General features: G+C 41.6%; 24 protein-coding genes. 11 read left to right on the top strand and 13 right to left on the bottom strand.

The genetic code is table 11. The features are described from left to right. Positions 1-11: 11 nt before the first annotated feature. From lpdA to pdhA, 4 genes are read right to left on the bottom strand one after another with little or no spacing between them, the layout of a single operon-like run. A complete protein-coding gene (gene lpdA, locus FKZ59_RS11975; RefSeq protein WP_141602995.1) occupies positions 12-1,424 on the bottom strand; it encodes a dihydrolipoyl dehydrogenase in 1,413 nt (470 codons plus the stop codon). Between the two features lie 3 nt (positions 1,425-1,427). Further along, complete coding sequence (locus FKZ59_RS11970; RefSeq protein ID WP_141602994.1) at positions 1,428-2,753, bottom strand: dihydrolipoamide acetyltransferase family protein; 1,326 nt, start codon at positions 2,751-2,753, stop codon at positions 1,428-1,430. Between the two features lie 20 nt (positions 2,754-2,773). After that, complete coding sequence (locus tag FKZ59_RS11965; protein WP_141602993.1) at positions 2,774-3,751, bottom strand: alpha-ketoacid dehydrogenase subunit beta; 978 nt, start codon at positions 3,749-3,751, stop codon at positions 2,774-2,776. A 3-nt stretch (positions 3,752-3,754) separates the two neighbouring features. Beyond that, positions 3,755-4,858, bottom strand: coding sequence for a pyruvate dehydrogenase (acetyl-transferring) E1 component subunit alpha (gene pdhA, locus FKZ59_RS11960; RefSeq protein ID WP_141602992.1), 1,104 nt, complete (start codon positions 4,856-4,858; stop codon positions 3,755-3,757). A gap of 376 nt (positions 4,859-5,234) precedes the next feature. On the opposite strand from pdhA, the gene def reads away from it, so the two are divergent. Next, positions 5,235-5,801 carry a peptide deformylase gene (def, locus tag FKZ59_RS11955; protein ID WP_141602991.1) on the top strand — a complete coding sequence of 189 codons (567 nt, stop codon included), beginning with the start codon at positions 5,235-5,237 and terminating at the stop codon, positions 5,799-5,801. A 150-nt stretch (positions 5,802-5,951) separates the two neighbouring features. Here the strand turns inward: def and FKZ59_RS11950 are convergent, their stop codons facing one another. Continuing rightward, positions 5,952-6,722: a Cof-type HAD-IIB family hydrolase gene (locus FKZ59_RS11950; RefSeq protein WP_141602990.1), complete on the bottom strand. Its 771-nt coding sequence runs from the start codon at positions 6,720-6,722 to the stop codon at positions 5,952-5,954. Between the two features lie 418 nt (positions 6,723-7,140). Between FKZ59_RS11950 and FKZ59_RS11945 the strand changes: the two genes are divergently transcribed. Both FKZ59_RS11945 and rnjA read left to right on the top strand, forming a co-directional pair. Then, complete coding sequence (locus FKZ59_RS11945; protein WP_141602989.1) at positions 7,141-7,350, top strand: DNA-dependent RNA polymerase subunit epsilon; 210 nt, start codon at positions 7,141-7,143, stop codon at positions 7,348-7,350. A 5-nt stretch (positions 7,351-7,355) separates the two neighbouring features. Next, positions 7,356-9,020: a ribonuclease J1 gene (rnjA, locus tag FKZ59_RS11940; RefSeq protein ID WP_141602988.1), complete on the top strand. Its 1,665-nt coding sequence runs from the start codon at positions 7,356-7,358 to the stop codon at positions 9,018-9,020. Positions 9,021-9,099: 79 nt separating this feature from the next. Here the strand turns inward: rnjA and FKZ59_RS11935 are convergent, their stop codons facing one another. The 6 genes from FKZ59_RS11935 to FKZ59_RS11910 all read right to left on the bottom strand — a co-directional run bounded on the left by FKZ59_RS11935 (position 9,100) and on the right by FKZ59_RS11910 (position 14,996). Further along, positions 9,100-9,870, bottom strand: coding sequence for a sulfite exporter TauE/SafE family protein (locus FKZ59_RS11935; RefSeq protein WP_141602987.1), 771 nt, complete (start codon positions 9,868-9,870; stop codon positions 9,100-9,102). Positions 9,871-9,954: 84 nt separating this feature from the next. Continuing rightward, complete coding sequence (locus tag FKZ59_RS11930) at positions 9,955-10,590, bottom strand: response regulator (protein ID WP_141602986.1); 636 nt, start codon at positions 10,588-10,590, stop codon at positions 9,955-9,957. Beyond that, positions 10,587-11,618, bottom strand: a complete 1,032-nt coding sequence (locus tag FKZ59_RS11925; RefSeq protein WP_181733287.1) for an ATP-binding protein — start codon at positions 11,616-11,618, stop codon at positions 10,587-10,589. The genes FKZ59_RS11930 and FKZ59_RS11925 overlap by 4 nt, the downstream gene beginning before the upstream one ends. Positions 11,619-11,821: 203 nt before the next feature. After that, entirely contained in the window at positions 11,822-13,234 is a 1,413-nt protein-coding gene (locus tag FKZ59_RS11920) for an MBL fold metallo-hydrolase (RefSeq protein WP_141602984.1), read from the bottom strand. A gap of 12 nt (positions 13,235-13,246) precedes the next feature. Beyond that, the gene (locus tag FKZ59_RS11915; protein WP_141602983.1) at positions 13,247-13,780 is read right to left on the bottom strand and encodes a hypothetical protein; all 534 of its coding nucleotides are present in this window, start codon (positions 13,778-13,780) and stop codon (positions 13,247-13,249) included. Positions 13,781-13,799: 19 nt separating this feature from the next. Next, entirely contained in the window at positions 13,800-14,996 is a 1,197-nt protein-coding gene (locus tag FKZ59_RS11910; protein ID WP_141602982.1) for an NAD(P)/FAD-dependent oxidoreductase, read from the bottom strand. A gap of 312 nt (positions 14,997-15,308) precedes the next feature. On the opposite strand from FKZ59_RS11910, the gene FKZ59_RS11905 reads away from it, so the two are divergent. Both FKZ59_RS11905 and FKZ59_RS11900 read left to right on the top strand, forming a co-directional pair. Beyond that, positions 15,309-16,079, top strand: a complete 771-nt coding sequence (locus tag FKZ59_RS11905; RefSeq protein WP_141602981.1) for a class I SAM-dependent methyltransferase — start codon at positions 15,309-15,311, stop codon at positions 16,077-16,079. 84 nt (positions 16,080-16,163) lie between these two features. Next, positions 16,164-16,823, top strand: coding sequence for a potassium channel family protein (locus tag FKZ59_RS11900; RefSeq protein ID WP_141602980.1), 660 nt, complete (start codon positions 16,164-16,166; stop codon positions 16,821-16,823). A 25-nt stretch (positions 16,824-16,848) separates the two neighbouring features. Here FKZ59_RS11900 and FKZ59_RS11895 read toward each other — a convergent pair whose 3' ends face one another. Beyond that, positions 16,849-17,286 carry a TlpA family protein disulfide reductase gene (locus FKZ59_RS11895; RefSeq protein WP_141602979.1) on the bottom strand — a complete coding sequence of 146 codons (438 nt, stop codon included), beginning with the start codon at positions 17,284-17,286 and terminating at the stop codon, positions 16,849-16,851. Between the two features lie 54 nt (positions 17,287-17,340). Further along, a complete protein-coding gene (locus FKZ59_RS11890) occupies positions 17,341-17,883 on the bottom strand; it encodes a peroxiredoxin (RefSeq protein WP_141602978.1) in 543 nt (180 codons plus the stop codon). A gap of 351 nt (positions 17,884-18,234) precedes the next feature. On the opposite strand from FKZ59_RS11890, the gene FKZ59_RS11885 reads away from it, so the two are divergent. From FKZ59_RS11885 to FKZ59_RS11860, 6 genes are all read left to right on the top strand, one after another. Next, positions 18,235-18,777 carry a helix-turn-helix domain-containing protein gene (locus tag FKZ59_RS11885; protein ID WP_141602977.1) on the top strand — a complete coding sequence of 181 codons (543 nt, stop codon included), beginning with the start codon at positions 18,235-18,237 and terminating at the stop codon, positions 18,775-18,777. Positions 18,778-18,795: 18 nt separating this feature from the next. Next, positions 18,796-19,896: an ABC transporter ATP-binding protein gene (locus FKZ59_RS11880; protein WP_141602976.1), complete on the top strand. Its 1,101-nt coding sequence runs from the start codon at positions 18,796-18,798 to the stop codon at positions 19,894-19,896. Next, entirely contained in the window at positions 19,889-20,695 is an 807-nt protein-coding gene (locus FKZ59_RS11875; protein ID WP_141602975.1) for an ABC transporter permease, read from the top strand. The genes FKZ59_RS11880 and FKZ59_RS11875 overlap by 8 nt, the downstream gene beginning before the upstream one ends. Continuing rightward, entirely contained in the window at positions 20,695-21,498 is an 804-nt protein-coding gene (locus FKZ59_RS11870) for an ABC transporter permease (protein WP_141602974.1), read from the top strand. Before FKZ59_RS11875 ends, FKZ59_RS11870 begins: the two co-directional genes overlap by 1 nt. Next, positions 21,495-22,571, top strand: a complete 1,077-nt coding sequence (locus FKZ59_RS11865) for an ABC transporter substrate-binding protein (RefSeq protein WP_141602973.1) — start codon at positions 21,495-21,497, stop codon at positions 22,569-22,571. The genes FKZ59_RS11870 and FKZ59_RS11865 overlap by 4 nt, the downstream gene beginning before the upstream one ends. A 209-nt stretch (positions 22,572-22,780) precedes the next feature. Further along, the gene (locus FKZ59_RS11860) at positions 22,781-23,977 is read left to right on the top strand and encodes an MFS transporter (RefSeq protein WP_141602972.1); all 1,197 of its coding nucleotides are present in this window, start codon (positions 22,781-22,783) and stop codon (positions 23,975-23,977) included. Positions 23,978-24,097 lie beyond the last annotated feature (120 nt).

The following is a 24,097-nucleotide window of genomic DNA, read 5'->3' as shown; positions in this document are numbered from 1 at the left end:
GTCCAATTTATTTATTTTGCGATGATATGGATCGGATTTCCTAAAAGGACTTCCGCAGTTTCCATTACGATTTCGCCTAATGTTGGATGCGGATGGATTGTTAGAGCGATATCTTCGGCAGTCATACCGCCTTCGATCGCCAAGCAGATTTCCGAAATCATGTCGGATGCACCCGCTCCAACGATTTGTCCACCGATGATAAGGCCGTCTTCTTTGCGCGCCACAAGTTTCACGAAGCCTTCCGGTTGATTTAGCGCCAATGCCCGGCCGTTTGCCGCAAACGGGAACTTCGCCACTTTCACATCGATTCCTTCGGCTTTCGCCTGTTCCTCTGTATATCCGACAGAAGCCATTTCCGGATCTGTGAAGCATACAGCCGGAATCGCCAAGTAGTCCACAACGGATTTATGTCCTGCAATCGCTTCAGCAGCCACTTTTCCTTCATAGGAAGCTTTGTGGGCAAGTTGCGGACCAGGAACGATGTCGCCAATCGCATAAATGTTTGGAATGTTAGTGCGGCATTGTTTGTCCACTTTGATAAGTCCTCTTTCAGCGAACTCGATGCCGATTTGTTCAAGACCAAGTTCATCTGTGTTCGGTCTGCGTCCAACTGTTACAAGCACATAATCCGCTTCAACTTTCTTTTCTTCGCCGTTTACTTCGTAAGTGACAATGACCCCGTTTTCAGTTTCTTCCACGCCTTTGGCAAGAGCGTTCACTTCGATTGTCACGCCTTTTTTCTTGAGGCCTTTTTTCACGATTTGCGTCATTTGTTTTTCAAATCCGGCCAAGATATCGCTTGCGCCTTCCAAGATGACAACTTCCGTACCGAATGTTGCGTAGGCAGTGCCCAATTCCGTACCGATGTATCCGCCGCCGATGACAACCAATTTTTTAGGCAATTCATTTAAATTCAATGCGCCAGTGGAGTTCAATACGCGGTCAGAATATTTGAACGCCGGAATTTCCACAGGACGGGAACCAGTCGCAAGAATGGCGTTTTTAAATTTGTATGTTTGGGCCTGATCGCCATTCACGACGCGGACCGTATTGGCGTCAACGAAATATGCTTCCCCTTTGACAACGTCGATTTTATTTCCTTTTAATAGTCCGGCTACCCCGCCTGTCAATTTTTTCACAACACTGTCTTTGAACGCTTGCACTTTTGAAAAATCAAGTTTTACATCAGAAGCGATGACACCCATATCTTCTGAATGTTTCGCCTGTTCATAGCGATGTGCGACGGAAATTAACGCTTTGGAAGGGATACATCCGACGTTCAGGCATACGCCGCCCACTTCATTTTTTTCCACAACCGTTACTTTTTGCCCGGTTTGCGCCGCGCGAATTGCCGCAACATACCCGCCCGGACCTGCTCCAACTACAAGTGTGTCGATTTCGATTGGAAAATCTCCTACTACCATCTGTTACGCCTCCATTAATAAAAGTTCTGGATCACTGATTAGTCGTTTTAAATAATTTAATGCATTTTGAGCCAATGCCCCATCGATCAAACGATGATCAAAGCTCAATGATAATGCTAACATAGGTGCTGCTATAATTTCACCTTCTTTTATTATAGGCTTTTCTGAAATTCTTCCAAGTCCTAAAATTGCTATTTCTGGATGATTAATCACCGGAGTAAACCATTGGCCTCCCGCAGACCCTATATTAGTAATGGACATCGATCCGCCTTTCATTTCATTTGGAGCCAATTTTCCTTCCCGGGCTTTTGTTGCAAGTTCGTTTATTTCTTTCGCAAGCGCAAAAATGGATTTTTTATCGGCATGTTTGATTACCGGAACAAGGAGTCCCCTTTCAGTATCTGCAGCAATTCCTACATTATAGTAATGTTTTTGAATAATTTCTTGCGTCTCGTCATCAAAAGAACGGTTGAATTCCGGAAATTCCCTCAACATCGCCACCAGCGCTTTTACGACGTAAGGCAAATACGTCAACTTGATTCCTTTTTCCGCCGCAATGTCCTTGAACTTTTTGCGGTGCGCAACAAGTTTGGTTACATCCACTTCGTCCATCAATGTTACATGAGGAGCTGTATGTTTGGAATGAACCATCGCTTTTGCAATCGCTTTGCGGATTCCAGAAATTTTCTCTCTTGTTTCAGGGAATTCCCCTTCCAATACCGGAACTTGTGGCGCTGCCGCCACTTCTTGCTTCTCAGCGGAAACTTCCGGAACCTCCTGGGCTTTCTGTTTGCCTTCGATATAACGAATAATATCTTCTTTTAAAATGCGTCCATTTTTGCCGCTGCCTTCAACCAGCCGGATGTCGACGCCGTGTTCCCGCGCAAACTTGCGGACAGAAGGCATTGCTTTGACCCGGGTGGCCACCTCTTCTTTCGCCGATTGAGGAACCACTTCTTTCGCTGTCCGAACCGCTTCCTCTTTGACAACGTCCACCTTTCCGTCTTCGGCCGCCCGTTGGACTTGCGCTTCCGTTTTTTTCGTTTCCTCTTCCACGTGCGCGTCGCCTTTGAACTGCATGTTTTCATAACCAGGGGCATCGAACCGGATGAGCACATCCCCGACGACCGCGACATTTCCTTCTTCAACCAAAATCTCTTCTACTTTCCCGTTGACAGGGGAAGGGATTTCCACAACCGCTTTATCATTTTGTATTTCACATAAGATATCGTCCTCTTTTACCTCATCTCCCGGTTTTACGAACCATTTCACGATTTCGCCTTCGTGGATCCCTTCGCCGATATCCGGCATACGAAATTCAAACGCCATTATGTTCACCCTTTCACCGATTAGAATGTTAAAACTTTTTTCGCTGTTTCGATAATGTCTTTGTAATTCGGCAACCAAACATTTTCAGCTTGCGGGAACGGATAAACCGTATCCGGCGCCGCTACCCGGAGCACAGGAGCTTCCAGGCTTAACACGGCTCTTTCCATAATTTCCGCCACGACATTTGCCGCAATTCCAGCCTGTTTTTGAGCTTCCTGGACGACGATTGCCCGATTCGTTTTTTCGACAGAAGCTATGATCGTTTCTATATCAAGCGGCTGCACTGTGCGGAGATCCACCACTTCCACCGAGTATCCTTCTTTCTCCAATTCTTCTGCCGCTCTTAGACTTTCATGCACCATGAGCCCATACGCAAAAATCGATAAATCTTTACCTTCCCGTTTTACATCCGCTTTCCCGATCGGAATTGTATATTCACCCTCCGGCACTTCCTGACGGAAAGATCGATAGAGTTTTAGATGCTCCAAAAAGATGACCGGATCATTGTCGCGGATTGCTGAAATCAATAATCCTTTTGCATCGTAAGGAGTCGAAGGAATGACCACTTTCAATCCAGGTTGTTGGGCCATCAAACCTTCCAAACTATCAGAGTGCATTTCAGGAGTATGCACTCCGCCTCCAAATGGAGAACGGATTGTAATCGGCATATTGAACGTACCGCCTGTGCGATAACGGTAACGGGCCATTTGGCCGCTGATGGAATCCATCACTTCATAGACGAACCCGAAGAATTGTATTTCCGGCACCGGACGAAATCCTTGCAAAGCCAGTCCAATCGCAAGACCTCCGATTCCGGATTCGGCAAGCGGAGTATCGAATACCCGGTCGACGCCAAATTCCTTTTGCAATCCTTCCGTTGCCCGGAACACCCCGCCGTTGACGCCGACGTCTTCCCCGAACACCAATACATTTTCATCATTTTTCAATTCTATTCTTAACGCATCTGTTATCGCCTGTATCATCGTCATTTGTGCCATAGGTTATTTCAGCTCCTTCGCTTTATAAATTTCATATTGCTCCTGCAAATTGAAAGGCAGCTCCTCATGCATGATGGAAATCAAATCCGTCACTTTTTGTTTTGGAACTTCATCCGCCTTCTTAATGGCTTCTTTTATATCGCTTTTCGCTCTTTCAATGACTTCCGTCTCTTTTTCTTCAGACCAGAGCCCTTTGCCTTCCAGATATTTGCGGAAACGCACAATCGGGTCTTTCTTTGCCCATTCATTGTCAATATCTTCGGTACGATAACGCGTCGGATCGTCCCCGGACATTGTATGAGGACCGAATCGGTAGCACACGGTTTCGATCAATGTCGGCCCTTCGCCGACCACCGCGCGCTCCCGGGCATTTTTTGTCGCCACATAAACCGCCAACGGATCCATTCCATCGACTTGCACACACGGGATGCCCGCCGCCAAACCTTTTTGCGCAAGAGTTTTGGCGGCCGTTTGAATTTCACGCGGTGTGGAGATTGCATATTGGTTATTTTGAATGAAGAAAATGGCTGGTACCTTAAAGGCTCCCGCAAAGTTGATCCCTTCATAGAAATCGCCCTGGGATGAACCGCCGTCTCCTGTATATGTCACAGCGACATTTTTTCCTCCCCGTTTCTTGATGCCCAATGCAACCCCTGCCGTTTGAATGTATTGGGCGCCGATAATGATTTGAGGAGGTACGATATTTAATCCTTCCGGAATCTGGTTCCCTACAAAATGACCGCGGCTGAATAAGAATGCTTTCCATAACGGCAATCCATGCCAAATGATTTGAGGAATATCTCTGTAGCCCGGCAAAATCCAATCGTCTTTTTCCAATGCAAAGTGGGAAGCTAATTGAGAAGCTTCCTGCCCCGCAGTCGGGGCATAAAACCCGAGGCGCCCCTGCCGGTTAAGGGAGATGCAGCGCTGGTCCAAAATTCTTGTATAAACCATGCGGGACATCAGTTCCACCAAATCTTCATCCGATAATTTCGGATCATATTCTTCGTTGACGATTTCCCCGTCTTCGTTCAATATCTGAAACATTTCAAATTTGCTTTCTACTTCTTCCAACACGCCTTTTGGATCAAAAACTTTCCCGCTCATAAAACAACTCTCCTTTATCTGTATTAATTTAAACGTTCTCAAAACTGATACAACCTATGGTTAATTACAGTATATACCACTGTCACAAATCGGTCAATTATTGTTTTTTCTTTAAAAATCACAATTATTCTGACTCACTCAGGAAGAAACAATACAAAACCTGTTATAACACAAAAACTAATTGTATTATAACAGTTAATATTTTAATCAAAATGTTCATATTATGTTCGCAAAATAATTTCCATATCCGAATACATTATCCCCTATAGATGACGCATAATATTCAATGATACTTTTAGTTAGAAAAAGAAAATGACATGTGATATTTTTATATTGGAAAACTTTAATTGATAGAGAAGTTGAAAGGGAGTAAAAAATGATTTTAATGAAAGACATTGTCCGGGAAGGACATCCTGCTTTGAGAACACGGGCAGAAGAAATGAAATTCCCGCTAACGGATGAAGAACGTAAACTTGCAGAAGACATGCTGCAGTTTTTAAAAAATAGCCAAGATCCGGAAATTGCAGAAAAATACGGATTGCGCTCTGGAATCGGACTGGCGGCAAACCAGGTAAATTGCCTGAAAAGAATGTTTGCCATGCATTTGGAAGATGAAAATGGCGAACTGTTAAGCTTTGTCGCCATCAACCCGAAAATCGTCAGCCATTCCGCCGAAAAAACCTACTTGCCTCAAGGGGAAGGCTGCTTATCGGTAGACCGGAACGTGCCAGGCTATGTGCCGCGCTACGCAAGAATCACTGTAAAATTTTATACAGTTGACGGCGAAGAGAGAAAAATGCGCCTAAAAGGTCTGCCGGCCATCTGTTTCCAACACGAACTGGACCATTTAAATGGCGTCATGTTTTACGACCATATCAATAAAGAAGATCCTTTCGCCCCTATTCCGAATGCTTTTCCTTTGGAAACGGAAAAGCAAGAATAAAAACCCCGATGGCACTTGCTTAAAAATGCAGTGCCACCGGGGTTTTAATTTTTAATAGGATAAGAGAATCGGAACCGGAGAAAAGTTAAGAAATGTTAATTCTTCATGACAAACACCGGGTCAAAAAAGGATAGGATGCATATTCATAGATTAAATAATGTCCAATTGTTTCATCACTTTTGCCAATCCATCGTCATCTACGTGGCCGCCGACAACATCCGCCACTTCTTTGACCTGCTCTTTGGCATTTCCCATCGCAACACCGATGCCTGCCGCCTGGAGCATTTCAATATCGTTCAAACCGTCGCCAAAGGCAATCGCATTTTCAATAGGGACATCCATTTTTTCCAATACTTTCTGAATCCCTCTTGCCTTTGAGCCGTTTTTTGGAAGAATGTCGCAGGAATACGGGTGCCAGCGGACGAATTTCACATTGGAAAATGTCTGGTGATAAATGGTTTCTTCATTTTCTTCCATAAAAATCAAAGTTTGGTATACCGCATTGTCTTTATAAAAATGCGGATTGATCTTCGGATAAGGATAGCGCAACGACTTTAAACTTTCTTCAATTTTCTTGTTCCCGGGAGCCGTCGCAATCATTTTCCGATCATCGATAAATACGGCAGGATGATTGCGCTCTGAACCGAATTCAAGAATTTTGGATAAATCTTCTTTCGGAACACTATCCGTAAAAATTACTTCATTTTTATAAACCACATATTGCCCGTTAAAAGTGACAAATGTATCAATCTCCAATTCTTTTAAAATCGGCTGAATCATAAACGGTGCCCGACCTGTGGCGATCGCAACCTCATAGCCGTTCCGTTTAGCCTTGAAAATCGCTTCCTTCGCAGACGGAGGCAGTTGTTTCTTGCTGTTGTACAGCGTGCCATCCACGTCAAAAAACAGTACTTTCTTCATCCCCACTTACCCTTCCAATGCATATTTATATGTAAATGAAAAATACTTTACATATATATCATTCTACTTTATACTTTTAATAAGGAGTGATGTGCCATGTTAAAAAGACTCAAAAAGAAACTTTTGAGACGTCTTAATGGCATCCTCGGCAAAAAATCCATCGCTTGAGCCCTTCCGGAAATGAAGGGCTTTTCTTTATTTTAAAAGATTCCCATGATAATATAAAAGAAAATGCATTTGCCTATCAGGAAATATTCCATTTATCAATATGTATTTTACAATCAAAAAACCGCCACTTCACGCAAATGGTGATCCTGAGAAAATCATTTGCGTTATAATATATAAATTAATTGATTATATTCGTAAAAAGTGGAAAAATAATAAATGCAGAAAATGTACGGTTAGAAGGAGAGAAAAAATGATTTACAAAGTGTATTATCAAGAAAATCCAGATGAAGTGCCAATTCGCGAAAACACAAAAAGCCTGTACCTGGAAGCCAATTCTGAACGAGAAGTCCGCGAATATTTAAAGGACCGCCACATTTTGATTGAATACATTCAATTATTAGAGGGCAATTATTTAGAATATGAAAAAAATAGCCCGAATTTCCGTTTGGAGAATGCGTAAACTTTATGAAGTTTGTGAAGAATGACCAAACTGCCGTTTTTGCTCTCGGCGGACTGGGCGAAATCGGTAAGAATACGTACTGTGTACAGTTTCAAGACGAAATCATCATCATCGATGCGGGCATCAAGTTTCCTGAAGACGATCTTTTAGGAATCGATTACGTAATTCCTGACTACACTTACTTAGTTCGGAATGCCGATAAAATTAAAGGATTATTCATCACCCACGGCCATGAAGACCACATTGGCGGAGTACCATATCTGCTGCGGAAAGTAAATGTTCCGGTGTACGGTGGAAAGCTTGCGATCGGGCTTTTGCGGAACAAATTGGAAGAACACGGATTACTTCGACAAGCAAAGTTGATTGAAATTAAAGAAGACGACGTCATCAAATTCCGAAAAACGTCTGTAACCTTCTTCAGGACAACCCACAGTATTCCGGATGCATACGGAATTGTCGTAAAAACGCCTCCTGGAAATATCGTTCATACCGGCGACTTCAAATTTGACTTTACTCCGGTAGGCGAACCCGCAAATTTGACGAAAATGGCCGAAATCGGCCGGGATGGAGTGCTTTGCTTATTGTCGGACAGCACAAACGCTGAAGTTCCCAACTTTACGATGTCGGAACGGAAAGTTGGCGAAAGCATCCACGACATTTTCCGCAAAGTGGAAGGACGCATCATTTTCGCAACGTTCGCTTCCAATATTCACCGTCTTCAACAGGTGACGGATGCTGCGGTCCAATACGGAAGAAAAATCGCCGTTTTCGGACGCTCTATGGACAACGCCATTTCGATTGGCCGGGAATTAGGATACATCAACGCGCCAAAAGAAACATTTGTTGACGCACAGACCATCAATCGTTTGCCGGCGAATGAAGTGCTGATTTTATGTACGGGTTCCCAAGGTGAGCCTATGGCCGCTTTGTCCCGGATCGCCAACGGCACTCACCGCCAAATTCAGATTCAGCCTGGCGATACGGTCGTATTCTCATCTTCTCCAATTCCCGGAAATACCATAAGCGTCAATAAAATTATTGACCTATTATACCGTGCGGGTGCGGAGGTCATTCATGGCTCCATCAACAATATCCATACGTCCGGTCACGGTTCCCAGGAAGAACAGAAATTAATGATTCGTCTCATGAAACCGAAATTTTTCATGCCTATTCACGGTGAATATCGCATGTTGAAAATGCATACAAAACTTGCCATTGACTGCGATGTTCCTACCGAGAATACGTTTGTGATGGAAAATGGTGACGTGCTTGCATTAAGCCCGAATGAAGCTTACGTTGCAGGACGTGTACCATCCGGTGATGTCTACATCGATGGAAGCGGAATTGGCGACATTGGCAATATCGTATTGCGCGATCGCCGCATTCTTTCCGAAGAAGGATTGGTGATCGTTGTCGTCAGTGTAGATATGAAACAGCAAAAAATCGTGGCAGGTCCGGATATTATTTCCAGAGGCTTTGTTTATATGCGCGAATCGGCTACGTTGATCAGTGAAGCACAAAAAATGCTTTCTGAACACTTGGCAGAAAAAATTCAGGAAAAATCCCAATGGACAGAGTTAAAAAATGAAATTACGGAAATTTTATCTCCTTATTTATTTGAAAAAACGAGACGTCGGCCAATGATTTTGCCGATTATTATGGAGGTATAAAAAACAAGGCTGCCTGGGAAGCGTTCTTCTCCTTGGCAGCCTTGCTTTATTTCCAATCCTCATATTCCACAAATACGAACTACAATATGTCAATCCAAGTTTTAATGGCAGCGGCAGTGATAAGTACAGCCAAAATCATTTTTAACACCTTTGTATCCATTTTCTTCCCCACCTTTGCTCCAAGGGGAGTGGCAGTAATACTGGCGATGATCATAATGAAAGCGGACCAATAATCTATTTGATTGGTTATTATTTTCCCAAAAGTCCCTCCAATAGATGAGATGAAAGTGACGGCTAAACTTGTTGCAATGGTTACCCTTGTAGGAATTTTTAAAATGACTAATAAAATAGGAACGAGCAAAAAACCACCGGCTGCCCCAACAATTCCAGAACCTATTCCGACAATAAATGCCAGGGAAGCAGCCAACCATTTATTAAAAGTGAGGGGTGATATATCATCAATTTCCTTTGTGGGAATGAACATCAATAGAGCCGCGATGATAGCTAACAATCCATAAACAAAATTAATCGCTTCTTCCGAAAAATAATTGGATCCAAAACTTCCCAAAAGACTTCCTGCTAAAATGGAAACCCCCATATATAAAATAAGAGTTTTATTTAAATAACCGTCTTTGCGGTACGACCAGATGCCTGCAAGTGAGGAAAAGAATACTTGGATTGCGCTGATACCAGACACTTCATGGGCAGTGAAAGATGCGAGTCCAAAAAGTGGCGGCAAATAGAGGAGCATTGGGTATTTAATGATGGAACCACCTATTCCAACCATGCCGGAAACAAATGAGCCCACAAATCCAATGCAGAAAATGACAACGGCAAACGTGAATGCCATACTTGATTCACCTGCTTTTTTAGAACTTTTTTTCAATGTATAGCATTCACGTTGAATATCCTATAGGGGGATTCCACTAATTTTTCAGATAATATATTTATTGGCAATTCCGTATTGAATCAGTTCCGCTTTCGTTTTTAAATCCAATTTCTGCATGATGTTTGCTTTGTGGTTTTCCACTGTTTTGGAACTGATGGACAATTTATCGGCAATTTGCAAATTGGTATATCCCAATATGGTTAACCGCACAATTTCTTGTTCTCTGCTTGATAGAACGTCCTTTTTCTGTTTTCCTTTATTTTTAAACCATTTTTCAAGCTGCTCTTTTGGAATTCCAACATCATAATATTTTCTTCCTGAGTAAACCGCCTGAATGGCTTGATATACTTGGTTTGCCTGACTATTTTTTAAAATGTAGCCATCCGCATCAGTTTCAATAGCCTTTTGAATGTAAGCAAATTCATTATGCATCGTAAGCATGACAACCTTGATTTTTGGAAACTCCTTCTTTATCTTTCGAGTGGCTGTGAAACCATCAATGCCTTTTGGAATGGAAATATCCATTAAAACCACATCCACATCCAAACTGTATAACTGTTGCAAACATTCTTCTCCATCGCTCGCTTCCCCTACCACTTCCAAATCACGATAGTTTTCTAATAATAAGGCGATACCCTTGCGGATTAAAACATGATCATCGACTAGAAAAACTTTTATCATGTATTCGGCCTCCATCTCGGAATAGTAACTTCAACAACGGTACCTTTGTTCATTTCTGAACGAATGGCACATGTACCGCTTAACAAATCAACTCGTTCTTCAATATGTTTTAAGCCGAGTCCCTTGTTTTGAATCGATTTGCGGTCAAATCCGATTCCGTCATCTTCAATTTTCATATGAATGTGCGTATTATTTTTCCGAATAGAGATTTTCACATAGGATGCCTGCGCATACTTGACCACATTGTGCAACGCTTCTTGGGCAATGCGGTATAGATTGATTTCAATAGCCGGATCACATCGGTCAAGCCCTTGGGTTGTTAACTCGAATATCAGATGAGGAGCCATTTTTTTCATATTGTCTATTAAGTTTTCCAAAGCTGCTTTCAATCCCAATTGATCTAAACTTTGCGGACGTAAATTGTAGGAATACGTATACACATCTTCAATCACTTTCCGCAGCTCATTTCGCACTTCTTTTACATAACTGGACAGTTTTTCATTATCCTGCATATACGCTTCAATCGCTTCTAAGGCGACCGAAACCGAGTAAAGTGATTGTCCAACCCCATCATGCAATTCCTGAGCTAATCGTTTATGTTCAGATTCTTTCGCATCAATCAAAGCTTGAATCATTTTTTTATTGAGCGCTGCTTCCTGCGCTTTCAACATGGTTTCACAATCCCTTAATACAAGTAAATACTCATTTTCTCCAGTTTCTACATTTCTATTAATGACCGAAACACTCATTTCCACATCCAGTGTTTTTTTTCGATTTGTTGACATTTGGGACAATATGGACGGAACATCTTCGTTGGCCATTAAATAACAAGACGGGGTTTCTACCCGCCGATTTCTTGTCGTGCAAAAACTGCAGTAAGGAACATAGTCACCAACTTTCCACCCGGTCAGCCTTTTTGCCGCTGGATTCAACATAATAATTTCCCTGGATTCCCTCATTACAACGATTCCATCTTGAATGTGTTCGTAAACCTTTTGGAAGTATTCTGTATGATTGATTTTGTGCAATGAAAACACCTCAATTAAATTACTTTCCGATATCATAATCTCATATGTTTATGATAAAAAAAATATAACAATGGCAGAAAGAATCCCTACAGAAATTGAAAAAAATAAGCAACTGATTCCGTTAAAAAGAGCCTGAGCCTCCAAACTTAATTGAACAAGTTTCGAAAGGCCCAGGCAAAATTTTTACTAGTGTTGTTTATCCATTAATTTCTTACGGCATCTGTTTGAGTTTCTGTTACCCATCTTTCATATCCGCCATCTAAATTCACGACATCTTTAAATCCTTTTGACAATAAAATGCTTGTAGCTATACCCGAACGGGCACCAGAACGGCATTGCATAATAACTTTTCCTTTTGGCACTTCGTCAAGTCTATTCTTTAACGTTCCCAGCATAATGTGCTTTGCTCCATCAATATGCCCTTCTTCATACTCGGATAAATTCCGCACATCCACAATTTGCGCTTTTCCCTCACTTAATAATGTTCTTGCTTCCATTGGTGTAATATTTTCATAACTGCATAACTTATTGGATTGAGACAACATCCCCTTTACATCGGCAAAGCCGGCAATTTTGTCAATTCCAATGGAGCGGAGAGCAATCAGCACTTCTTCAATATCAGTTGGATTCGTCAATACATAAATTGGTTGATTGTAATCGACAATCCAACCTGCCCAAGTGGTGAATGATTGACTCAATGGAATATTGACTGTTCCTGCAATAAAGCCTTTTGAAAAATCTTTAGGGCTTCGGGTATCGATTACTAAGAATCCATCCTTGATCACTTTTTCAATCTCTTTAAGGGAATCGATGAATGGTATTTCCGGTAAGTTTTTAATCAATTCTATTCCGATTTTGTTCACTCTCTTCATAACGGCAAAGTAATATGGTGCCTCAGGCTGTCCCCGAAGTAATTCCTTTACAAATTCCTCTTCATTTTCAATTTTCATTGCCCAGTTAAATTGCTTTTCATAACCTACCGTTGATGATGGAACCGCTCCCAACGCTTTTCCGCAGGCGCTTCCCGCTCCATGTGCCGGCCACACTTGCAAATAATCGGGCAGTTCTTTAAAACGTTGAATGGACTTAAACATTTGGCGTGCCCCAACTTCCGCAGTCCCAGCCATTCCAGCTGCTCTTTCCAATAAATCCGGACGGCCAATATCACCGACAAAAACAAAATCCCCTGTAAAAATGCCAATCGGCTTATCCGCAGCTGCACCGTCTGTTAATAAAAAGGAAATGTGCTCTGGCGTATGCCCTGGAGTATGCATCACTTCAAAAGTAAGATTCCCTAATTTAATAATGTCGCCGTCTTTCAATAGTTGATAGGAAAGCCCCTCTAAATTTGTATATTTCCAATTTTCGTCCCCTTCATCGGAAATGTACAAAGTGGCTCCGAACCGGTCGGCCAATTCCCGGGATCCGCTGACAAAATCTGCGTGAATATGCGTTTCCAATGAACCGACTATCTCCAATTTTTCCTTTCGGGCTACTTCAATATATGGTTCAATATTCCGCATAGGATCAATAACAACCGCCTTGCCATGTTGTTGGCAACCCACCATATAAGAGGCATGGGCCAATTTTTCATCGTAAAAATAACGCAATAACATAGTCATTCCTCCTTATGATTTTTTATTTAATACCGATAAAGTGGCTTGCACATATTGAAGCACCTTTTGAACAGCAGGATCTTTCAACCACTTGTAAATTGTGATTAGTTTAATAGGCTCCTGTGCAGATTCAGCCCGTTGCTGAATTTCTTTTAGCAGGGACATGCCGCTTTTTCCTTTTTCAACAATCGGATGGGCATATTCTTTTAAAGCATCAGTAATATGTTGTGTTGTCGCTTCGTCATGCATTATGGATTGTATAAAATCAAGGATATTTTCAAGTTGCTCAATCATTTTGTTCAGCCTTGGCAATTTCTCCAATAATTCAAGTATTGCTTCCAATGTTTTTAAATTGATATCGTAAGTGCGAAATAATTGATCGTATGGTTGCAAAACCTCTTTATCGGCTAAAATTTCCTTGCCGAAATTGACGTATTGTCCAATTTGTTGTAGTTGTTTTTCATAAGCCGGCAAATTTTTAAGAAAGGAAACAATAGCCTCCTGTATTTCCGGCTGTTCCAACTGATTTTGAACAGATGTATTCACTGTTGGATTCCCTCCAATTTTACATCGTGCCTTTTAACATGCCATTCCAATATAAAACAGGCAGCAAGTCTTTTTTCAAAATGTACATACTCGTCCTTTCAACTCCTTGGTCAAAAGGCATTGATTCCGTAGGTTCTTTGGAGTAGTCAAATTCCGCTAAAATCAATTTGTTATATCCTGTTACAATCGGACAAGAAGTATAGCCGTTATAAATCGTTTTTGTCGTTTGATTTCTGATGCTGGCAATCAAGTTATCAACAAGAACAGGCGCTTGCTTTCGTATGGCCGCACCTGTTTTCGAAGTAGGAAGGTTTGCGTTATCCCCCAGTCCGAAAACGTTTTCAAATTTTTTATGTTGAAGGGTATGAATGTCGACCGCCAAGAATCCTGTTTCATCTGCAAGAGGACTTTCTGCAACAAACTTCGGTGCCCCCATATATGGGGTAACATGTATCATGTCGTATTGGATTTCATCTTTTTTTCCGCTATTTAAATCTTCAAAAATCGCAATTTTTTCATCCGGTTTAATTTCTACCAAGTTATAACAGAAACGGGCATCAATCCCCTTTCTCACCAATATCTTTTCCAACTCTTGACGGTACTTGGCAACATCAAATATGGTTGCGTTTGCTGAACCGAAAATAATTTTGATTTGATCTCTTACACCTGTTTTTCTGAAATAATCATCTGCCAAGTACATAATTTTTTGAGGTGCACCGCCGCATTTTACAGGTGAAGCAGGGTGTGTAAAAACAGCGGTTCCCGATTTGAAATTCCGAATGGTTTCCCAAGTGTAATCAACATGTTCATAAGAATAATTGCTGCAAACGTTTTTCGTACCTAACGCCTCTTTTAATCCCTTAATTTTATCCCAGTGAATCTCGAGGCCTGCAGCCACCACTAAAAATTCATAATGAACGAAATCATTGTTTTCCAGTTGCACTTTATTGTCTTTTGGATAAAATTTCTTAACTGCTTGTTGAATCCAAGTAGCCCCTTCAGGAATTACTGTTTTCATGTCTCTTACAGATTTTTCTTTTTTGTATACCCCACCGCCGACCAATGTCCATAAAGGCTGATAATAATGCTTGCCGGAAGGATCAATTATGGCAATTTGATCCCTCAAAGTCGGCATTTTTCTCAAAAGCTGGGCAGCGACGGTTATCCCACCCGTTCCTCCGCCTACTATTACGATTTTATAAGTCTGATTCTCCATTTTCAGCCCCTTCCTTATCCATCAGTAATTCTCTTATTGTCATGGTATAAGATTGGAGATTTGTAACATATAGGGGAATCCCCCTAATATTTAATATTTCAGAAAATTACGAAGTTTTGTTTTCCATTTCTATTGGAACTGGACAAACAATGCTATGTCATGCTTTGGAGGAAATGCACCGGCGATCGCATGTTACAGACCTTTTTTGTCATCCTTAAATGAAAAAAAGTTATAAAGAATATTCTTATCATTCATTTTTTCATTCAAATCGTTTTATGTATAATTTTTCTAAATATGGAAGGAGTGATGTTCATGGGCACAATGCGGAAAGATCAATGGAATCCATCACTTTATGATGATAAACATTCTTTCGTTTCAGCATTTGGAGATAGTTTGGTCAAGGTGCTGGCACCGAAAAAGGGGGAAAAAATACTGGATGTCGGATGCGGAACAGGAGATTTGGCTTGTCAAATGGCGGATGCCGGAGCAAAGGTTGTTGGGATTGATTCAAGCGAAAAGATGATTGCCAAAGCGAAAGAGAAATACCCGCATCTTTCATTTTACGTAAAGGATGTGACACAACTCGATTTTCATAATGAATTTGATGCCGTTTTCTCGAATGCCGTATTGCACTGGGTCAGACAGCCCGAAAAAGCCCTGACAAATATTTATAATAGCTTAAAAAAAGGCGGCCGATTTGTTGCCGAGTTTGGCGGCAAAGGAAATGTGCAAACGATTTCCCAAGCAATTGATACGCAAATCAAAAAAGCGGGAATCGAAAAAAACATCCCATTCCCTTGGTATTTTCCGAGCATCGGGGAATATACCACTTTGATGGAACAGGCCGGTTTCCGTGTAATTTTTGCCATGCATTTTGACCGCCCTACACCGCTTGAAGGGGAAGAAGGACTAAAAAATTGGATTGACATGTTCGGAAGTCTGTTTTTCGAAGGCATCCACGAGGAAACGAAACAGCAGATTATTGAAAATGTTGAAAAATCATTGAAACCTTCCCTTTTTGAAAACGGGGTTTGGGTTGCGGATTATAAACGAATCCGTGTCATTGGCATCAAAAAACAATAGATGGGCTTCCCCTCTATTTGTGGAAATTAGAAGACTACGTTACAATAATGACATCGATGTACATACAACGCACGGAGGTAACTAATGAGAAAAGAATTTGTCGTCATCGGATTAGGACGGTTCGGAGGAAGCATCGTGGAAGAATTGGTCCGACTGGGGGCGGATGTGATGGCAATCGACTCTGATCCCGAACGGGTGGAAGATTATGCAAAAATTGCAACGGAAGCGGTCATTGCGGATGCAACGGATGAAGAAGCTTTGAAATCGCTCGGACTCCAAAATTTTGAGCATGTCATCGTCGCGATTGGGGACGATATCCAAGCCAGCATACTGGCAACGCTAATCTTAAAGGAAATGGGAGTGCCGCAAATCACAGCGAAAGCCCAAAACGATTATCATGCAAAAGTGCTGCATAAAATCGGTGCGGACGTCATCGTTCATCCGGAGAGGGATATGGGCATCCGGATCGCCAACAACATGATGTCCAATAACGTACTCGATTATCTGGAATTATCTGATGAATATTCCATTATGGAAATCAAATCCAATGATCGGATTGCCGGTTATTCCATCAAAGATTTGGACATTCGTGCCAATTACGGTATCAACATCATCGGCATCAAACGCGGGGATCACATTATTATCTCCCCTGGGGCTGATGAGAAAATCCTATTGGGCGATGTGTTGCTTGTAATCGGAGCGATAGTGGACATCAACCGTTTCGTTAATCGGGCAATGACATAAGTGCCTGGCATTTTCGCCAGGCACTTCAATTTAGTATACGATTCAACCGCTGTTCCAACATTTTCATTCCTTTTCCGCCAGCCTGATAGTGGCGCAACAAACCGGAACGGTCAAATACGTAATACGATGGCACATATTCATTTTCAAATAAATCCGATAAGATAAAATCATTATCCACGTAGATTGGCTGTGTGATTCCTAAATCTTTGGCCACTTGTTCAATCGTTTCCAAATCCTGGTCCTCTTCGGAACGGGGCATATGCACAGCCACAACATTCAATTGATTTTTATACTTTTCCCGAAGCCCGTTAAGATCAGGCATCGCTTCTTTACATATATAACAGCTGACCGACCAGAAATGAATTAACGTCGCTTTTTCCCCCAGCAACTCTTCCTTCGTCACTTTACCATTGATCCAGGTCGTTGCACCACCCAACTCAGGCAATGGTGAACGCAGTTTCATCGATTTCCTCCTTTTATTGATAAATCCCCACATTAATTAATATGGGAAAAAACATCACAAAGTTGATTCGCCTGGACGCCAATTGGCTGGGCATAGGCCTCCCGTTTGAAGCGCCTGCAATACACGCAAAACTTCATCCACATCCCTGCCCACATTGTTGTGATGCACCACTTCATATTGAATTTGGCCCAGAGGATTAATAATGAATAATCCGCGCAATGCGACTCCCTCTTCTTCGATTAACACTCCGTACTCCTTGGCCACAGCATGGGTATGATCTGAAGCCAAAGGATATTTCAGTGTACCGATGCCGTTTTTTGTGCGCTCCGTATTAATCCAGGCAAGGTGGGTATATATGGAATCCGTCGAAACACCAATCACTTCCGCTTCCAATTCCTGAAACTCATCATAACGGTCGCTGATTGCCGTAATTTCAGTCGGACATACGAATGTGAAATCCATTGGATAAAAAAATAAAACTGTCCATTTCCCTTCATTTATAATTTTTTCCAAAGAGACTTTACCAAAGGTTTTGTCCGGCATTACCGCATCCAGTTCAAATAATGGTGCCTGTTTGCCGACTAAACGCTCTGCCATGATTGTTTCCCCCCTTATTGAATAATGAAGGTAATACTTTCCTAATTTTTACACTAACAAATGAATGAATGAATTTCAATTTATTTCACAAAACGTCCTTTATTATCATACTGAAAACCCCATAAAAATATATCTCCACAGAATTGTTCCGTTGCGAATCGGTCCACAAATCAGCTGCTTCTCCAAAGAAGCCTTTTGAAATTGAAATTTTAATAAAAAATGTTGCATTCCCTTTAAAATTCTGTATAATCATTATCTGTAATTGTAAACTTAAAGTTTTGTATTAGTAAACTTTCTTACTGAATGTTTAGGAAAAATAAACCGCTTGTTGCTAAAGAGGAGTTTTACTATATGCAAATTGGAAAGAAAATTAAAGCATTGCGCATTAAAAAAGGGTTGACACAAGAAGAGCTTGGTGAAAGAACAGATTTGACAAAAGGCTATATTTCCCAGCTTGAACGTGATTTAAATTCCCCTTCCATCGACACGCTTTTTACCATTTTAGAAGTGTTGGGTTCAACCCCCAAAGAATTTTTCGATGATGATATGGAAGAACAAAAAGTGGTTTACAGCGAAGAAGACCAAACCTCTTATATAGATGAAGAAAAGAAATACGAAATCAAATGGCTGATTCCCACTTCCAACGATAAAGAAATGGAGCCGGTGATTATCACTTTTCAAAAAGGCGGGGAATATAAACAATTTGAACCGTCCCTTTCGGAAACCTTCATTTATGTTTTGAAGGGGCGGATCCGTGTAGTGCTGGGGGAAGAAGAATTTATTGCAAGCGAAGGAAACTCGGTCTACTATGAAGCTTCTAGCAATCACCAAATTTTTAATGCCAATGATGGTGAGTCACAACTGCTTCTTGTAGCAACAGAATCTTATTTATAGGGTTTAGGAGGCTTGAGTATGGGTAACACAATCATTCAATTTGAAAATGTTTCAAAATCTTATGACGATGGAACAGTCGTACTGAAAAATATCAACTTTGAACTGGAAAAAGGAAAATTTTATACCCTACTGGGGCCATCAGGTTGCGGGAAAACAACCATCCTTCGAATCATCGCGGGTTTCACAGCGCCTTCTAGCGGAAACGTTTACTTTAATGGAAAAAAAATAAACAACGTTCCGGCTCACCAGCGGCAAGTCAACACAGTGTTTCAGGATTATGCACTTTTTCCTCATTTAAATGTTTTTGAAAATGTCGCGTTCGGCTTGCGCATAAAAAAAATGAAAGAAAAAGAAATCCAAGAGCGTGTGAGAGAAGCGCTGAAATTTGTCAACTTGGAAGGATTTGAAAACCGGGAAATATCCGAAATGTCAGGGGGGCAACGACAACGGGTTGCCATTGCCCGGGCCATTGTCAATAATCCGGAAGTGATTTTACTCGATGAACCATTGTCAGCTCTTGATTTAAAATTGCGTTATGAAATGCAATATGAACTCAGGGAATTGCAGCAACGCCTCGGAAAAACCTTTGTATTTGTCACGCATGACCAGGAAGAGGCTTTGGCGATGTCCGATGAAATTTTTGTCATCAACGACGGACAAATCCAGCAATCCGGCTCTCCAGTTGATATATATGATGAACCGATCAACCGGTTTGTGGCGGATTTCATCGGCGAATCCAATATTGTGGAAGGCATCATGCTGGAAGATTACAAAGTGCAATTTGCCGGAAAAGTGTTTGATTGCGTCGATAAAGGGATGAAACCGAACGAAAAAGTGGATGTGGTGATTCGTCCGGAAGATTTGGAAATCACTTCGGTAGATAAAGGGAAGCTCGTCGTAACGGTCGATACCCAATTGTTCCGCGGGGTGCATTATGAATTATCCACTTACGATAAAGACGGCAATGAATGGCTTGTCCACTCTTTGAAAAAGGCGGAAGTCGGCGAAGAAATCGGATTATATTTTGAACCGGAAGCAATCCATGTCATGCGGTTAAACGAAACGGAAGAAGAATTCGATAAGCGTTTGGAGTCATATGGAGTGAGTGAGAATGCGTGACCGTGTAGCGAAGGGGCCCCTCATCCCCTACCTTCTTTGGATCGTTTTCTTTGTCATCGCTCCGATCGCTTTAATCATCTACTATTCAATGCTCGATTTGCAAGGCAATTTCACATTGGAAAACTATAAACGATTCTTCTCGCCCGTTTATCTGAAAATGGCGTTCACAAGCTTTTTTTACGCCATTCTGATTACGTTCTTTACTTTATTGATTTCTTATCCGACTGCTTATTTTTTGACGAAAACAAAGCATAAACATCTTTGGCTGATGTTCATCATCATTCCTTCATGGATCAATCTGCTTTTAAAAACGTATGCTTTTATCGGAATTTTTGGTTTATATGGCCCGATTAATGCGTTCATCAGTGTATTCGGCATTGAACCGAAGCAAATTTTGTTTACGGATTTCAGCTTTTTATTCGTATCCGTATATATCTTCATCCCGTTCATGATCATGCCGATCTTCAACTCCATCGACAAGCTGAATCCGTCGCTTGTTGATGCCGCACGGGATTTGGGTGCTTCGCCTTTTACGACTTTCCGCCGGGTCATTTGGCCATTGACGATTGAAGGCGTGAAATCGGGCATCCAAGTCACTTTCATACCCGCATTGTCGCTCTTTATGATTACTCGTTTGATTGCAGGAAACCAGGTCATTACGTTAGGTACAGCCATTGAACAGCAATTCCTCGTTGCCCAAAACTGGGGAATGGGGTCAACCATCGCTGTATTCCTCGTGCTGATCATGTTTGCGAGCATGATTTTCACTGCCAAAAGGACTAAAGGAGGCCGCGTATAATGAAAAAACTCTCTATGCCAGCAAAAATTTATCTCATCATCGTATTCGTTATATTATACGCGCCGATCTTCTATTTAATTTACTATTCGTTTAACAGCGGCGGCTCCATGCACGATTTTGAATCTTTTACGCTGGAACACTATCGGGCAGTATTTGAGGATTCCCGGCTTTTGGTGATTTTGATCAACACCGTGATCATCGCCCTTTTGTCAGGCTTAATATCAACCATCATCGGCACTTTGGGGGCGATTGGGATTTTCTCCATCAAACGCCGGAATATCCGAAATATCCTGCTTTCATTGAATAATATTTTGATTGTCAGCCCGGACGTCGTCATTGGGGCAAGCTTTTTGATTCTTTTTACAATGATTGGAGTAAAATTAGGCTTTGCTTCTGTTTTAATTTCCCATATCGCTTTCAGCATTCCGATTGTGGTTTTAATGGTATTGCCGAAGCTGCTGGAAATGAATCCAAATCTAATCGATGCCGCCCAAGATTTGGGGGCCACAAGAAGAGATGTCTTGTACCGCGTCATCATCCCTTACATTAAGCCTGGGATTTTTGCAGGATTCTTTATGGCCCTCACCTATTCTTTGGATGATTTCGCCGTGACATTTTTCGTCACTGGCAACGGATTCTCCACATTATCCGTGGAAATCTATTCCATCGCCCGCGTCGGAATTTCGTTGACAATCAATGCCCTTTCCGGAATTATTTTTGTCGTGACGGTGCTTATTGTCATCGGATACTATTTCGTAACGCGCCGCACGAAATTCGCTAACGGGGGGATTGGCAGATTATGAAATCTCTCATTAATTTAAGCATCGCCATCTTGCTCGTATGTGCCGGACTATACTTCATTGCCGAAAAATTGGAACCCTCCGGCGGAAAAGGGAGCAAAGATACGATTACCATTTACAACTGGGGGGACTATATCGACCCTAAATTATTAAAAAAATTTACGAAAGAAACAGGCATCAAGGTCATTTATGAAACATTCGATTCCAACGAAGCCATGTTGACAAAAATCCAGCAAGGCGGAACTACCTACGATATCGCGGTCCCTTCCGAATATACGATTGAAATGATGATCGAAAAAGATTTGCTCTATCCGATCGACCATTCGAAAATACCAAATTTGAAATATATCGACCCGTATTATTTGGACTTGCCTTTTGATCCGGGAAACAAATATTCCATCCCATATTTCTGGGGTACGGTCGGCATCGTCTTTAATCCGAACCTTCTTTCAAAACCTTTGACATTCGAATCATGGAACGATTTATGGGATCCTTCACTGAAAAACAAAGTGTTCCTGGTGGACAGCGCCCGTGAAGTGATGGGAATGAGCCTCAATTCAATGGGCGAATCGTTGAATGCAAAAGATGATAAACTGTTGCAAAAAGCCACTGAAAAGCTTATTAAACTGTCCCCCAATATTAAAGGGGTAATCGGGGATGAAATCATTCCGATGATGGAAAATAATGAGGCAGCCGTCGCCATTACCTGGTCCGGTTCCGCGGCGGATATGATGGCAGAAAACGAGGAATTGGATTATGCGGTCCCAAAAGAAGGTTCCAATTTGTGGTTTGACAATTTTGTCATCCCGAAAACGGCCAAAAATATCGAAGGAGCCCACAAATTTATCAATTTCATGCTGGATCCGGAAAACGCGGCCCAGAATGCGGAGTATGTCGGCTATTCCACTCCGAATAAAGCGGCATTGAAATTGATGGATCCGGAAATCGCCAATGATGAGCGCTTCTATCCTCCTGAAGAAATAAAAAATAGATTGGAAGTCTATGAAAATTTGGGATTGGAATGGCTCGGAAAATATAATGAATACTTTCTTGAATTCAAAATGTCCATCAAGTAGCCGAATGGCGAAAGTTCAAAATACACCATTTTTCGTATTGAAAAATGGTGGTTTTTTTTGTTATTGATTGATAAAAGCGATTAAGAATGCATATATTTGAAAAAGTTTTCACTATTTAAAGGTAACTTCTGTTTTCTAAATCTTTTTACTAGTTTTTGGTTTTGCATTATGTTATAGTTTCATGTGTGTTTTGAATGGAAGGTGGACATATGTTAAAAAACAAAAAAAAATTTATCATTTTCATGTTGATGTTTAACTTGTTCATTACCATGGGAGGCATTGGCACGGTCGTTCCGGTGTTGCCTTCCTATTTGGAACTGTTTGGGGTTGGAGGAACCATTCTCGGATTTTTAATTGCCGATTTTGCCTTTGCCCAATTTATTTTTTCACCCTTCGCGGGAAATTTATCCGACCAGCACGGTAGAAAAATCTTCATTATTATCGGTCTCATCATTTTTGGATGTTCCCAAATCATTTTCGGAATGGCAAAAGCTGTGGGCATGCTGTTTTTTGCCCGCTTTCTTACCGGTACGGGTGCCGCCTTCATCATGCCGCCGGTGATGGCCTATGCGGCGGATATTACCACACTGGAAGAACGCGGGAAAAGCATGGGGCTATTAGGTGCGGCCATTTCGTTCGGGTTTATGATCGGACCTGGAATAGGCGGCTTTTTGGCAAAAGTGAACCTGCATTTCCCTTTCTATTTTGTCGGTGTGGTTGCTTTAATCGCCGCTCTCATCTCGTTTATTGTATTGCCGAATATTAAATTGCGGCCAACCGAAGAAAGAATCCCGGCAAACAAGGAAAATATATTTAAACAATTGGCGCGTTCCATACATACTTCTTACTTTGTCATGCTGATTGTCGTGTTTGTATTCAGTTTCGGCATTGCCAATTTCCAATCCACTTTGTCCATGTTTTTAAAAGAGAAATTTGATTATACTCCTATGGATATCGCCATTATCATGACAATCGGCGGTTTTCTTGGGGTGATTTTGCAGTTATTTATTGTTGAACAATTATTTAGACGCTTTGGAGAAATGAAAGTCATTTTAGTCAATTTGATCATAGCGGCCATTTCGATGACCGGCATGGTGTATGTCAACGGCTTCTTCCTGATATTATTGGTCGCATCCGTCTTTCAAATTGCAACGACTTTTATTCGCCCGGCCGTCAATACATTGATTTCAAAACTGGCAGGCCATGAACAAGGGTTTGCCGCCGGGATGAACAACGCCTATATGAGTTTAGGCAACATGATTGGCCCTTCCCTTGCAGGTGTACTTCTTGAATGGAAACTGTCTTCTCCATTTATTTTCGGTGCATTCATTTTATTCGGCTGCTACCTCTTGGCCCACCTTTGGACTGTCAATAAAGCGCCGCAATTATTGAAAAACAATGGATGAATAAAATAGTGAGCGGATGGAAACCGGGCTTCCATCCGCTCTTTTTATCACATTTCCATATTCTACATGAAAAGAAAGATTCCTTTTGCTGCTCGGAAGCATGGGGTAGTAGAAAAGAGC

It is taken from the genome of Ureibacillus terrenus (assembly GCF_006569205.1).
GTDB classification, from domain to species: Bacteria; Bacillota; Bacilli; order Bacillales_A; family Planococcaceae; genus Ureibacillus; species Ureibacillus terrenus.
This window is presented reverse-complemented; position numbering and strand designations above follow the sequence as displayed.

Bases quoted from the DNA above. Each gene is read 5' to 3' on its own strand.
- FKZ59_RS11970 (WP_141602994.1), bottom strand. From the start codon at position 2,753: ATGGCGTTTGAATTTCGTATGCCGGATATCGGCGAAGGGATCCACGAA.
- FKZ59_RS11965 (WP_141602993.1), bottom strand. From the start codon at position 3,751: ATGGCACAAATGACGATGATACAGGCGATAACAGATGCGTTAAGAATA.
- pdhA (WP_141602992.1), bottom strand. From the start codon at position 4,858: ATGAGCGGGAAAGTTTTTGATCCAAAAGGCGTGTTGGAAGAAGTAGAA.
- FKZ59_RS11865 (WP_141602973.1), top strand. From the start codon at position 21,495: ATGAAATCTCTCATTAATTTAAGCATCGCCATCTTGCTCGTATGTGCC.
- FKZ59_RS11910 (WP_141602982.1), bottom strand. From the start codon at position 14,996: ATGGAGAATCAGACTTATAAAATCGTAATAGTAGGCGGAGGAACGGGT.
- FKZ59_RS11930 (WP_141602986.1), bottom strand. From the start codon at position 10,590: ATGATAAAAGTTTTTCTAGTCGATGATCATGTTTTAATCCGCAAGGGT.
- rnjA (WP_141602988.1), top strand. From the start codon at position 7,356: ATGAAGTTTGTGAAGAATGACCAAACTGCCGTTTTTGCTCTCGGCGGA.
- FKZ59_RS11875 (WP_141602975.1), top strand. From the start codon at position 19,889: ATGCGTGACCGTGTAGCGAAGGGGCCCCTCATCCCCTACCTTCTTTGG.
- FKZ59_RS11880 (WP_141602976.1), top strand. From the start codon at position 18,796: ATGGGTAACACAATCATTCAATTTGAAAATGTTTCAAAATCTTATGAC.
- FKZ59_RS11945 (WP_141602989.1), top strand. From the start codon at position 7,141: ATGATTTACAAAGTGTATTATCAAGAAAATCCAGATGAAGTGCCAATT.
- FKZ59_RS11905 (WP_141602981.1), top strand. From the start codon at position 15,309: ATGGGCACAATGCGGAAAGATCAATGGAATCCATCACTTTATGATGAT.
- FKZ59_RS11890 (WP_141602978.1), bottom strand. From the start codon at position 17,883: ATGGCAGAGCGTTTAGTCGGCAAACAGGCACCATTATTTGAACTGGAT.
- FKZ59_RS11885 (WP_141602977.1), top strand. From the start codon at position 18,235: ATGCAAATTGGAAAGAAAATTAAAGCATTGCGCATTAAAAAAGGGTTG.
- FKZ59_RS11860 (WP_141602972.1), top strand. From the start codon at position 22,781: ATGTTAAAAAACAAAAAAAAATTTATCATTTTCATGTTGATGTTTAAC.
- FKZ59_RS11920 (WP_141602984.1), bottom strand. From the start codon at position 13,234: ATGTTATTGCGTTATTTTTACGATGAAAAATTGGCCCATGCCTCTTAT.
- FKZ59_RS11950 (WP_141602990.1), bottom strand. From the start codon at position 6,722: ATGAAGAAAGTACTGTTTTTTGACGTGGATGGCACGCTGTACAACAGC.
- FKZ59_RS11870 (WP_141602974.1), top strand. From the start codon at position 20,695: ATGAAAAAACTCTCTATGCCAGCAAAAATTTATCTCATCATCGTATTC.
- FKZ59_RS11900 (WP_141602980.1), top strand. From the start codon at position 16,164: ATGAGAAAAGAATTTGTCGTCATCGGATTAGGACGGTTCGGAGGAAGC.
- lpdA (WP_141602995.1), bottom strand. From the start codon at position 1,424: ATGGTAGTAGGAGATTTTCCAATCGAAATCGACACACTTGTAGTTGGA.
- FKZ59_RS11895 (WP_141602979.1), bottom strand. From the start codon at position 17,286: ATGAAACTGCGTTCACCATTGCCTGAGTTGGGTGGTGCAACGACCTGG.
- FKZ59_RS11935 (WP_141602987.1), bottom strand. From the start codon at position 9,870: ATGGCATTCACGTTTGCCGTTGTCATTTTCTGCATTGGATTTGTGGGC.
- def (WP_141602991.1), top strand. From the start codon at position 5,235: ATGATTTTAATGAAAGACATTGTCCGGGAAGGACATCCTGCTTTGAGA.